Source organism: Guyparkeria halopsychrophila, assembly GCF_044582135.1.
In the GTDB taxonomy this organism is placed as follows: Bacteria; Pseudomonadota; Gammaproteobacteria; order Halothiobacillales; family Halothiobacillaceae; genus Guyparkeria.
The window spans coordinates 15,689-27,474 of the sequence record NZ_JBDODP010000004.1 but is presented as its reverse complement, the minus strand read 5'-3'; the positions used below and the strand labels follow the sequence as shown (position 1 = coordinate 27,474).

Sequence of the window (11,786 nt, the reverse complement as noted above, 5' to 3'; positions counted from 1 at the left end):
GCCGACCCTAGAAAAAGCCGAAGCCGACCGAGAATAGCTGCTCGATCTCGCCGATACGGCGTTTGTCGGTCAGAAACAGCACCACGTGGTCATCGGCCTTGATGACCGTGTCGTGGTGCGCAATCAAGACCTCGTCGTCGCGCAGGATCGCGCCGATGGTGGTGCCACGCGGCAGGTCCAACGCATCGATGCGCCGGCCAACCACCCGCGAGGTGCCCTCGTCGCCGCGGGCGATGATCTCGATCGCCTCGGCCGCCCCACGGCGCAGGGAATACACGCTGACCACGTCGCCACGGCGCAGGTGGGTGAGTACCTCGCCAATAGTGATCTGGTGCGGCGACAGGGCGATATCGATCGAGCCCATCTCGATCAGGTCGACGTACTCGGTACGGTTGACGATGCACATCGCCCGCCGGGCGCCCAGTCGTTTGGCCAGCATCGCCGCGAGGATATTGTCCTCGTCGTCGTTGGTCAGCGCGAGGAAGACGTCCATGTCCTCGATGTTCTCTTCCTCGAGCAGTTCCGTGTCCGAGGCATTGCCCGAGAGCACGATGCTGCGGTCGAGGGACGCCGACAGTTCGCGCGCACGACGCAGGTTGTGGCTGATCAGCTTGACCTGGTAGTCGTCCTCGAGCTTGGCGGCCAGCGCCCCGCCGATATTGCCGCCGCCCGCGATCATGATGCGTTTGTAGGGCTTGTCGAGTGGGCGCATCACGCTCATCACGCGGCGGATGTCGCTCTTCTTGGCGAGGAAGAATACCTCGTCGCCGGCGAGTAGGGAGGCATCTCCCTCGGGCGGGATCGAGGTGTCGTGGCGATAGATTGCCGCCACGCGCGCCTCGGTGTCCGGCAGCAACTCGCGCAGGCGGTGGATGGGCTCGCCCACCATCGGGCCGCCGCGGTCGACTTCCATGCCGATCAGCAGCAGCCTGCCGTCGCCGAACTCGCGCACCTGCAGGGCATCGGGGTATTTGATCAGCCGGGCGATGTAGTCCTTGATCAGCCGTTCGGGGCTGATGATGAAGTCGACCGGGATCGCCGCGTTGTCGAACAACGCCGGATGATCCTGGTAGTCGGTCACCCGGATCCGCGCGATCTTGGTCGGCGTGTGGAACAACGTCCAGGCGATCTGGCAGGCGAGCATGTTGGTTTCATCCGAATGCGTCACCGCGATCAGGATGTCGGCATCCGCCGCGCCGGCCTCCTGGAGCACGCTGGGCTGCGAGCCCAGGCCGGTCACCGTGCGAATGTCCAGGCGCTCCTGCAGCCAATTGAGCGCGTCGGCGTCGGTATCGACCACCGTGACCGAGTTGTCGGTCTCGGTCGTCAACGCCGTGGCCACCGAACTGCCGACCTGGCCGGCTCCCAGTACGATCACCTTCATGCGTTGGTCCCCGTGGAGCGCTCGCCGCCCGTCTGGATGCCCAGCGATTTGAGCTTGCGATAGAGATTGGTGCGTTCCATGCCAGTGCGCCGCGAGAGCTCGGTCATCGAACCATCGACGTTCTTCAACTGGGCGAGCAGGTAGCGCCGCTCGAATTCATCGCGCGCCTCGCGCAAGGGCAGGTCGAGGTTGAGCGACACCAGTGCCGGGCTCTTGTCCTCGCCCGCCTCGCCCATGGGCGCCAACCCCAGCGCCCGCTGGACTTCCTGCTCGTCGATCACCTCGCCAGTGCCCAGGATCAACAGGCGCTGGACCAGGTTCTTGAGCTCGCGGACGTTGCCCGACCAGTGGTGGTAGCGCAGCAGGTTGCGCGCGCCGATGGTCAGCTCGCGTCGAGGTAGCCCCTCCACCTTGTGGGCCGTCTCCAGGTAGTGGGACAGCAACACCGGGATGTCCTCGGGGTGTTCGCGCAGCGACTCGATGTGTATCGGCACCACCGAGAGGTGGTAGTAGAGATCCTCGCGGAAGTTGCCGGCGCGCACCTCCGTCTCGAGATCCTTGCGGGTCGCGGCAATCACGCGCACATCCACCCGAACCGGCTCGTTGCCACCCACGCGGAAGAACGACTGGCTTTCGAGCGCCGAGATCAGTTGCATCTGGGTCTGCTCGTCCATGTCGGCCGCTTCGGCGATGAACAGCGTCCCGCCGTTGGCCTGCTCGAGCAGCCCGTAGCGGATGCGTCCGTCTTCCTCGGCGCCGAACAGCTCGACCGCGGCGTTCTGGCGCCCGGAGACCGCGCTGCCGCCGGTATCAACGAAGGGGAAATGCCGCCGGGCGGATTGCCGATGAATGAAGCGCGCCAGCGCCTGCTTGCCGGTACCCGGCTCACCGGAGATCAGCACCCAAGCATCGTGGTCGGCGATCTTCTTTGCCTGGTTGCGCAACTCCTGCATGTACTCGGAGTCGCCGATCAGGTCGAGCGGATCGACCTCGCCGCGCTTGAGCGCCGCGTTTTCCTGCGCCAGCCGCCGGTTGTCGAGCGCGTGCTCGATCAACAGCAGCAGCTTGTCGAGCGAGATGGGTTTCTCGATGAAGTCGAATGCGCCCAGGCGGGTGGCCTCGACGGCCGTCTCGACCGTACCGTGACCCGACATCATGATCACCGGCCAGACCAGCTGGTCACGCTCGTGCCACTCACGCAGCAGCCCGATGCCATCCGTGCCCGGCATCCAGATGTCCAGCAGGATCAGGTCGGGCCGCCGGACGGCGATCGAGCCGCGTGCCTCGATGGCGTCACCGGCGCTGCTGACCGTGAACCCTTCGTCTTCGAGCACGTCACCCAGCAGGTTGCGGATCTCGCTTTCGTCGTCGACGACCAGTATGTGTCCGATACTCATTCGTCAGGGATTTCCCGTTTCTCCGTGGGCGCCCTTGCGGCGGCCCTTTTCGATGTGGTCGCCTGCGCGGCGGCGTTTCACGCGTGCGTCGCAGCGCCCCGCTTCCAAGGGTAGGCGAATCGTAACGCGTGCACCGTGATTGGCAAGCCGTCGGCCCGCCTCGGTGTCGTCGTTCTCCAATTGCTCGAACGCGTTCCAGGCATGCACGGCACCGGCATGTTCCTCGACGATCTTCTTGACGATCGCCAGCCCCAGGCCCGATCCCTTGGGCCGGGTGGTCGCGTAGGGCTCGAACAGGCGATCGAGTATCTCGGCGGGGAAGCCCGGGCCGTTGTCGGCCACCGTCAGCTCGACCAGGCAATGCCCGACCTCACCGACCACCCGCAGGTCGAGCAACACGATCGGCTCGCCGGCCACCGCGCCGCGTTCTTCCAACGCCTGGCTGGCGTTGCGGATCAGGTTGTGCAGCAATTGCCGCAGGCGGTTGCCATCCCCCTCGACCCAGACCGGCTCGTCGAGCTCCGGCAGGTAACGCACCTTGACGGTCATGTTGCCGCGGTAGAGCTCGACGGTCTGGCTGGCCAAGGCCTGCAGGTCGAGCCGTTCGAGACTCACGTCCGGGCTGCGGGCGTAATCGGCGAACTCGTTGACCATCTGTTTCATGGCATCGACCTGGGCGATGATCGTGCCGGTGGCCCGATCGAGGATCGGGGCATGCTCCTCGTCAAGCTGCGGCAGGATACGCCGGCGCAGCCGCTCGGCCGACAGCCCAATCGGGGTGAGCGGATTCTTGATCTCGTGGGCCAGGCGGCGCGCCACCTCCGACCACGCCGCGTCACGCTGCGCCTGGATCAACGCGGTGACGTCCTCGAGGACCATCACGTAACCGCCGGCGCCCGCCTCGCCGTCCGGCGGGAGCGCGGCCAGCCGGGCGAGCAGCACCTTGCGGCCACTGCCATTCATGATACGCACCTGGGCCTCGACCGTTTCGCCCGGCGGCGGCCCGGCCGCGCCTAACCGGTCGAGAAACGCCTCGCACAACGGCAACAGGCTGGCGTGCTCGCGACAGACCGCCTGCAAGGATCCCTCGAACAGCTCCTCCGATGCGACCCCGAGAATCTGTTGCGCGGCCGAGTTGCCGCTGATGATGCGCCCATCAAAGGAAAGCGTCAGCACGCCCGAGGACAGATGCTGGATCACGGTATCGAGGTAGTCGCGCTCCTTGTCGGCCAGCTCCTGGAGCTCGCGCATCACCTCGTGCGCACGCCGCACCCGGGCCGTCATGGTATTGAACGACTGGACCAGCTGGCCAAGATCGTCACGCCGATCGACCGGCAGGCGCAGGCTGTAATCGCCCCCGGCGACCGCCTGGGTGCCGGCGGCCAGTTCGCGAATCGGGCTCAGCAGCCGACGCGCAGCCAGGAAGGCCAGCCAGACGGCCGTCAGCAAGGAGAGCAGCAGCGCCAGGGTCAGGGCGAGTGTGAAGGTCTGCTTGAGCGAGCTGTGCAGGTAGACCAGCTCGCGGTAGTCGTTGAAGGCCTCCTGCACGCTCTTGGAAAGCTCATTGGCCTGGTCGGGCACGTCGAACAGGGCCTGCAGGACGCGCTTGCCGCCATCACTGGTGAGACCGGCCTCCATCGGCACGACCACGCGGATCTGCAGGTTGCCGTCGCCACCCGGGTCCAGCCCGATGAAATCCCGCCCCGAGCGGGCATGCGCCAGAGCGGTCTCGTCGGCCCGGGCCGGCACGATGCTGGTGGCATCCTCGGACGAGGAGGCGACGATCAGGTTGCGCTGACCGAGAATGGTCATCTCCTCGGCGCCGGTATTGCGCCGCATCTGCGAGAGATCCAGCGCAATCAGCTCCGAGCCGCCATCCTGCAGTTCGTAGGCCGCGCGGCGGGTCTGTTCGAGTGCCTGGCGCATGCGCCCGTCGAAGGACATCTGCGACAAGGAAAGCGCATCGGTCATCGCCTGTTCGACCTTGACGTCGAACCACGAATCGATGCCACGCTGCACGAAGGTGAGCGAGAAGTAGAAGACGATTGCCACCGGCACCACCGACAGCGCGACGAAGGTCACCACCAGGCGCGCGGTCAATCGGGAACCGGGCGTGCCACGGCGATAATCGCGAATCAGCCGGACGATGTGCCAGAGCACCACGATGGCGAGGAACAAGAGCCCCACCGCACTGACGCCCAAGAGCGCCAGGAACAGCCCCTCGGGCTGCTCGACGGCGCGCAGCGAGTCGGAAACCAGGTACAGGAGCACCAGCAGCAGCACGATGACCGTCGCGCTGATCGGCGGGATGGCACGCCCCACCCAGCGCTGCAGACGACGCCCCAGACGCGTCATCGCCGCACCTCCGAAAGCCCCCACAGGAACCAGTCACTGTCGAGATCCCAGGCGTCCTCGAACAGCGCCGGGACGCGCAGTGGCAGGGGCAGCTTGTTGACGTCCAGCGTCACGCGCAGCTTGCCCAGCAGGCGGGGCCTATCGGCCAGCGGCGCCCAGGGCCCCAGCCGCCAGGCGCGCACGCGAGCGAGCGACTCGACCGCGCCGGCCAGCTCGGAGAAGGTATGCGTCTCGCGGGCGTGAAAGTCGGTCACCATCCAGGTCCGGGAAAGCGCGTGATATTCGAGGCGCAGCCGCCGCCGATCGCGCAGCAGGCGCCGGTCCCAGAGCCATTCGCGCGGTTCGGCGATCTCGGCCTCGACGATCAGATTCAGGGCAATCGAGTTGCGCAGCGCCTCGATCACCTCGCTGCCCAGTGACAACTCCAGGTTGGCATCCAGGAACACCGACTCCTCGCGCACCTCGGCGTGCACGTCGATCACCCGGGCATCCGCGTGCACCCCGGTCGAGCCGCCGAGCCCGACCACGAGCATCAGGAACAACCAACCCGGGCGTGACACGCGGGCCGACATCATCCGTTGGCCACCGGCTTTTCCAGCACGGCGTAATAAAAGCCGTCGTGCCCGTCGACCTGCGGGAACAGTTGTCGGCCGACCGATTGCGGCTCGCCCCAGTCGACATCCAGCGCCACCGCCACCGCGTCCGGGTGATCGCGCAGGAAGGACTCGACCTGCGTGGCGTTCTCGCGCTTGAGGATCGAGCAGGTCGCATAGACCAGGCGTCCGCCCGGCTGCAGCAACGCCCACAGCCGTTCCAGGATCTCGCGTTGCCGGCGCACCAGGACACCCAGATCCTCGGGGCGGCGCAGGCGCTTGATATCCGGGTGGCGCCGGATCACGCCGGTGGCCGAACAGGGCACGTCGGCCAGGATGCGGTCGAAGCTCGCCGGGGGCTCGATCGATTGCGCCGTCAGATCGGCGCAGACCAGCTCGGCGTACCGCCCGGAGCGTTCGAGGTTGTCCTGGACCCGCGCCAGCCGGGTGACGTCGATGTCCACCGCCGTCATCTGCACGGCCGGCTCGGCATCGAGCATCGCCAGCGTCTTGCCGCCCGGCGCGCAGCAGGCATCCAGCACGCGCAGCCCCGGTGACAGGTCCATCAGGTCAACGACCAATTGGGCGGCCTCGTCCTGCACCGACACCTCGCCCTGGTGAAAGCCCGGCAGCCGCTCGACATCCAGCGGCGTGGCCAGGGCCACCCCGTGGGGCGCGTGACGCGTCGCGCTGGCCTCGACCGATTCCTCGGCCAGACGCTCTAGATAGGCGGACACGCTCTGCTCGGCGGCATTCACCCGCAGGGTCATGGGCGGATGCGTGGCCAGTTGCTCGCCCAGTTCGATACTGCGCGCCTCGCCCCAGTCGTTCGACAGCATGCCGAACAGCCAGTCCGGTAGACGGGCACGTACGGCGGGCGGCGCATTGTCGAACGGCGTTTCGCCGGCCTCGATCTGACGCACGGCGCGTCGCAGGACCGCATTGACCAGTCCCGTTGCCCAGTTTTGATTGAGTTCGCGGGCGGCATGCACGGCGGCATTGACCACGCGCGAGGGTTCACGCTTGGACCCGGTCAGGCGCTCGAGACCGACCAGCAGCAGCATCCCGACCTCGGCGGCACGGGGGTTGAGGGGGCGATCAAGCAGCTGGTCGCGCCACCAGGCCAGCGGCTCGTAGTGGCGCAACACCTCGTAACTCATCGCCTGCACCACGCTGCGGTGCGCCGCCTGAGCCCGCGCGGCCAGGTCGGGCAGCACGTGATCGAGGGAGCGGCCATGATTGACGACCTGCAACAACCCCTCCGCGACCAGGGCCTCGGGCGAGCGCGGCGGTCCGCCGTGATCCGCACCACTGGGCCGGCGACGCGGGCGCCCTCGTTGAGCGTCGGGGCGGCGCTTGGGCTGACCATCGGCCTGTGGATTATCCGCCAAGCCGCACCCCCAACAGATCGCGCCCTCGGGCGAAATCGGCAGCGGCGATCGGCCGCCCCCCGGCACGCTGCACACGGGTCAATTCCAGGCCGCCGCTGCCGGTCTGCACCACGAGGCCGTCTGCGCTCAGCTCGACCACCTCGCCGGGTGTCGCGTCATCGCGGCCATCGACCGTGCGCGCCCCCCAGAGGCGCAACGGCTCGCCGTCCCACGTGGTCTGGGCGACGGGCCAGGGATTGAAGGCGCGCACGCGGCGCTCGATCAGCTCGGCCGGCTCGCGCCAGTCGACCTTTGCCTCGGGCTTGGCGAGCTTGGCGGCATAACAGGCCCGCGCATCGTCTTGCGGCTCGGGGGCGCCGTCGCCCCGGATGAAGGCCGGCAGCGCCTCAATCAATGCCTGCGCGCCCAAGGGGGCGAGGCGATCGTGGAGCGTCGCGGCGGTGTCTTCGGGGTGGATCGGCTCGATGCGCTTGAGCCACATCGGGCCGGTATCCAGCCCGGCTTCCATCTGCATGATGGTGATACCGGTCTCGGCGTCACCCGCCTCGATGGCGCGATTGATCGGGGCGGCACCGCGCCAGCGCGGCAGCAGCGAGGCATGGATATTGACCGCGCCGAGACGCGGCATCTCAAGCACGGCCGGCGGCAGGATCAGCCCGTAGGCGGCGACGACCAGCAGGTCGGGCCGATACTCGGCCAGCCGTGTTTGGGCGGCCTCGTCTTTCAGCGTCAGCGGCTGCTCGACCGGCAGGCCCAGCTCGAGGGCCGCCTGCTTGACGGGCGAGGCGGTGAGCTTCTTGCCCCGTCCGGACGGTCGGTCGGGCTGGGTGTAGGCGGCGACCAGTTCGAGCGTCTCACCGCCAATCTCGTCGAGACGCGCCAACGCCTCGAGCGCCGGCACGGCGAAATCGGGCGTGCCGCAGTAGACCACGCGCAGGCTCATACACGCTCCCGGCGCGCGGCCTTTTCCATCTTCTTGCGGATGCGCTGCTGCTTGAGCGGCGAGAGGTAGTCGATGAACAGTCGACCATCAAGGTGGTCGAGCTCGTGCTGGAAGCAGATGGCGAGCAGCCCGTCGATATCCTGCTCGATGGCCTTGCCCTTCTCGTCCCGGGCGCGCACGCGGATGCGTTCGGCGCGCGAAATGGTCTCGTTGATCCCCGGGATCGACAGGCAACCCTCTTCCGACTCGACCTCTCCCGAGCGGGCCACGATCTCGGGATTGACGAACGCCATCGCCCCGCTGCGATCCTCGCTCACGTCGGCCACGAACAGCCGCCGATGCTCGTCGATCTGGGTGGCGGCCAGCCCGATGCCGCTCTCCTGGTACATGGTCTCGAACATGTCGGCGACCAGTTCGGCCAACGCGGGCTCGAAGGAATCGACCGGGCGGGCAATCTCGCGCAGGCGGTCGTCGGGGTAGATGAGGATGTCTCGCAGACTCATACGTCGGTCACTGGGTTCGGTGTAGGCGCCACGGCGGGGTCACTGGAACGGCCATTCGTTCGCCCGCTGGCCGACTGGACGGTGGGGGCAAAATCTTTTACAACAAGCCGTATTTGGGGATACATTGTACGCCAGCACTCGGCAGAACCCAGATGAATGTCGACAATCACGGGGGACAGTCCGCACACGGGCTGCTCTCGGCCGGACACCAAGGACGTTGTAACGATGAGATCGACCAAAGGACTCTCCCTGGCACTCGCCCCGGCACTCGCGCTGGCGGGCCTCGTGCCGCTGGCCGGCGGCCTCACCGGCTGCGCCCTGACCGAGGACGACGTGGTCAACCCGCGCGAGCCCATGTCAGCCGACACCCTGCCGCTGGGCGCCGAGCGCGGCCCGGTCAAGCGGACCCTCTCCGCCGAGGAAACCCACGACCAGTTCCGCAACCTGGCCGCGGAAGACTACGTGGTCAAGAAAGGCGACACCCTCTGGTCGATCGCCAACCACTTTCTCAAAGACCCCTATTACTGGCCCGAGATCTGGTACGCCAACTCGGAGATCGCCAACCCGCACCGCATCTACCCGGGCGACCGCATCCAGATCGTCTTTGTCGGCGATCGCCCGCGGCTAGCCGTCGGACTGCGCCCGCACATCCGCTACGAATCGCTGCCGCCGGCGGTGGCCGCGGTGCCGCTCGAGCTGGTGCGCCCGTTCCTCAGTCACGACCAGGTGATGAGCGAGGACGAGTTCGAGGCCGCACCCTATATCCTCGCCAACCGGGAAGGCTCCATTCACGCCAGCAGCGGCGACACGGTCTACGTCCGCCCGCCGCTCGACGGTTCACAGCAGCGCTTTGCGGTCGTCGAGCAAGGCAAGGCACTGGTCGACGGCCGCACCGGCGAGCACCTCGGCTATCGCGCGATCTTCAAGGGCGAGGCCAATGTGGTCGAGATCGACGACCCGACCACCGTCGAGCTCGAAGACACCGTGCGTGAAGTGGGCGAAGGCGACCGCTTGGTCGAAATGACCGACGAGGCCTTCCATCGCGACGTCACGCCGCAAATTCCGGCCTTCCCGATCGACGCGCGCATCATCCTGCTGCCGGATGCCATTACCCAGGTGGGCAATCGACAGGTAGTCGTGATCGACCGCGGCGTCGAATCGGGCGTGACCGCCGGCGACCTGCTGCAGATCAGCAGGCGCGGCCGCGTGGTCGAGGACCGCTTCACCGAGCGTGATGCCGACGAGAATGGCCGCGAGGCTACCCACGGCCCGGCCGTGCTGCTGCCGGATTACCCGATCGGCACCGCCATGATCTTCCGCGCCTACGACCGCGCCAGCTACGCGCTGGTGATCAAGGCCACCCAGCCGATCCACGAGGGCGATCTGGCCCAGACCCCGGTCCAGGGAAGTCGCCTCTAACCGGTGCCTCCCGCACCGACCTCCTCGACGGACGCCTCGCCCGACTCCCGAGCAACCAGCCCGGGCACCGGCGTCGAGACCGCGGCGCTGATCGAACTGCTGGCGACCCACGGCATGGGCCCGAAGCGGCTGGGTCTGTTGCTGGCGCACTTCGGCACGCCCCAAAGTGCCCTCGACAGCCCGCGCCGCGAATGGCGCCACGCGGGACTGCCCGAGAGCGTCATTCAGGCACGCCCGGATGCCGAGAAGGTCGCGACCATCAGCGACTGGCTGGCCGCCGATGAGACCCACCACCTGATCGCCCGGGGCGACCCTCACTTCCCCACCGCCCTCGAGGACATTCCCGACGCCCCGTCCGCGCTGTTTGCCCGCGGTCGCATCGCCGCGCTCGGCGAGCCGCAGATCGCGATGGTCGGCTCGCGCACGCCCACCACCGGCGGACGCCAGAACGCCCGCGCCTTCGCCCGCCACCTGGCCGCGCAAGGGCTGGTGATCACCAGCGGGCTGGCCCTGGGCGTGGACGGCGAGGCGCATCGCGGTGCCCTGGATGCCGACGGCATCACCATCGCCGTGCTGGGCTCGGGGCCCGACCGCATCTATCCCCTCGAACACGCCTCGCTGGCCGAGGAGATCGTCGCCGCCGGCGGGCTGATCCTCTCTGAATGGCTGCCGGGCACCGAGCCGCGCCGTGGGCATTTCCCCAGGCGCAATCGGCTCATTAGTGGGCTGGCCAGCGGCGTGCTGGTGGTCGAGGCCTCGGTCAAGAGCGGCTCGCTGATCACCGCCCGCCTGGCCGGCGAACAAGGCCGCGACGTCTTCGCCATTCCCGGTTCGATCCACAACCCGCTGGCCCGCGGTTGCCACCGCCTGATCCGCGAGGGCGCCAAGCTGGTCGAAACCGGCCAGGACCTGCTCGAGGAACTGGCACCGACCCTGCGTCGTCAACTGGAAGCGACCGCCATGCCGATGGAACGAACCATCGACGCGACGACCGAAGCGCCCACTCCGTCGCGCGATCCGGACCAGCAGCGCATCCTCGATCTGCTCGGCCATGACCCGCAACCGGCCGACACCCTGATCGCGGCGAGCGGATTGACCGCCGGTGAGGTTTCCTCCATCCTCCTCATGCTTGAACTGGCGGGAGATGTGTCCACCCTGACCGGCGGCCTCTACGTCCGCACGAGCTAGTGCACCCGCCGACCGCGCCTGCCGCCGCCCCCATGCATTCCCGCTCGCGTGCGCAGACTCAAGCCATCATTTCCCGGTGAGCCGATGAAAGAGACCGTTCTCGACCTGTTGATGTTCCTCTTCGAGAATTACATGGAAGACGAAGACCGCTTCCCCCCGCAAAACGAGCGTGCCGGCCTGCAGATGAAGCTGCTGGAAGCGGGCTTCGACCACGACGAGATCGAGCACGCGTTCGCCTGGCTCGAAGGCGTGCTTGAACAGGGCAGCGAGTCCGGTCCTGAACGCGACCAGGCATTTCGGGTCTACAGTGACGACGAGCAGATGATGCTCGACGTCGATGCGCGCGGCTTTGTGATGCAACTCGAGCAGATCGGGGTGCTCTCGCCGTCGGCTCGCGAGACGGTGATCGAGCGCGCCATGGCCCTCGGCGAAGACGAAATCGACGTCGAGCGTCTCAAGTGGATCGTCCTGCTGGTCCTGTTCGCCAAACCCGGCGAGGAACAGGCCTTTGCCTGGATGGAAGACCTCGTCTTCGAAGACGCCGCCATCCTGCATTAAGGAAGGGGCGGCACGAATACGATGCCACTCTGGCTTGGTGCGCATTGAGCCGGAC

Annotated in this window: 10 protein-coding genes; 3 read left to right on the top strand and 7 right to left on the bottom strand. The window is 67.4% G+C overall.

Annotation, left to right across the window (positions count from 1 at the left end; all coding sequences use genetic code 11):
- Positions 1–7 precede the first annotated feature (7 nt).
- From trkA to def, 7 genes are read right to left on the bottom strand one after another with little or no spacing between them, the layout of a single operon-like run.
- Positions 8–1,384, bottom strand: coding sequence for a Trk system potassium transporter TrkA (gene trkA, locus ABGV18_RS02855; RefSeq protein ID WP_396584733.1), 1,377 nt, complete (start codon positions 1,382–1,384; stop codon positions 8–10).
- Positions 1,381–2,781, bottom strand: coding sequence for a sigma 54-interacting transcriptional regulator (locus ABGV18_RS02850; RefSeq protein WP_396584732.1), 1,401 nt, complete (start codon positions 2,779–2,781; stop codon positions 1,381–1,383). The genes trkA and ABGV18_RS02850 overlap by 4 nt, the downstream gene beginning before the upstream one ends.
- Positions 2,782–2,784: 3 nt before the next feature.
- Positions 2,785–5,136, bottom strand: a complete 2,352-nt coding sequence (locus ABGV18_RS02845; RefSeq protein ID WP_396584731.1) for a sensor histidine kinase — start codon at positions 5,134–5,136, stop codon at positions 2,785–2,787.
- Positions 5,133–5,711: a DUF4390 domain-containing protein gene (locus ABGV18_RS02840; protein ID WP_396584730.1), complete on the bottom strand. Its 579-nt coding sequence runs from the start codon at positions 5,709–5,711 to the stop codon at positions 5,133–5,135. The genes ABGV18_RS02845 and ABGV18_RS02840 overlap by 4 nt, the downstream gene beginning before the upstream one ends.
- The gene (gene rsmB, locus ABGV18_RS02835) at positions 5,708–7,120 is read right to left on the bottom strand and encodes a 16S rRNA (cytosine(967)-C(5))-methyltransferase RsmB (protein ID WP_396584729.1); all 1,413 of its coding nucleotides are present in this window, start codon (positions 7,118–7,120) and stop codon (positions 5,708–5,710) included. Before rsmB ends, ABGV18_RS02840 begins: the two co-directional genes overlap by 4 nt.
- Positions 7,110–8,063 (bottom strand): methionyl-tRNA formyltransferase, encoded by a 954-nt coding sequence (fmt, locus tag ABGV18_RS02830; RefSeq protein WP_396584728.1) that lies wholly within the window; start codon positions 8,061–8,063, stop codon positions 7,110–7,112. The genes rsmB and fmt overlap by 11 nt, the downstream gene beginning before the upstream one ends.
- Positions 8,060–8,566: a peptide deformylase gene (gene def / locus ABGV18_RS02825; protein ID WP_396584727.1), complete on the bottom strand. Its 507-nt coding sequence runs from the start codon at positions 8,564–8,566 to the stop codon at positions 8,060–8,062. Before def ends, fmt begins: the two co-directional genes overlap by 4 nt.
- Positions 8,567–8,791: 225 nt before the next feature.
- Here def and ABGV18_RS02820 point away from each other — a divergent pair, with 225 nt between their 5' ends.
- The 3 genes from ABGV18_RS02820 (at position 8,792) to ABGV18_RS02810 (ending at position 11,731) form a co-directional block, all read left to right on the top strand.
- The gene (locus ABGV18_RS02820; RefSeq protein WP_396584726.1) at positions 8,792–9,985 is read left to right on the top strand and encodes a LysM peptidoglycan-binding domain-containing protein; all 1,194 of its coding nucleotides are present in this window, start codon (positions 8,792–8,794) and stop codon (positions 9,983–9,985) included.
- A gap of 3 nt (positions 9,986–9,988) precedes the next feature.
- Positions 9,989–11,173: a DNA-processing protein DprA gene (dprA, locus tag ABGV18_RS02815; RefSeq protein WP_396584725.1), complete on the top strand. Its 1,185-nt coding sequence runs from the start codon at positions 9,989–9,991 to the stop codon at positions 11,171–11,173.
- Between the two features lie 84 nt (positions 11,174–11,257).
- Positions 11,258–11,731: a DUF494 family protein gene (locus ABGV18_RS02810; protein ID WP_396584724.1), complete on the top strand. Its 474-nt coding sequence runs from the start codon at positions 11,258–11,260 to the stop codon at positions 11,729–11,731.
- The last annotated feature ends 55 nt before the right edge of the window (positions 11,732–11,786 follow it).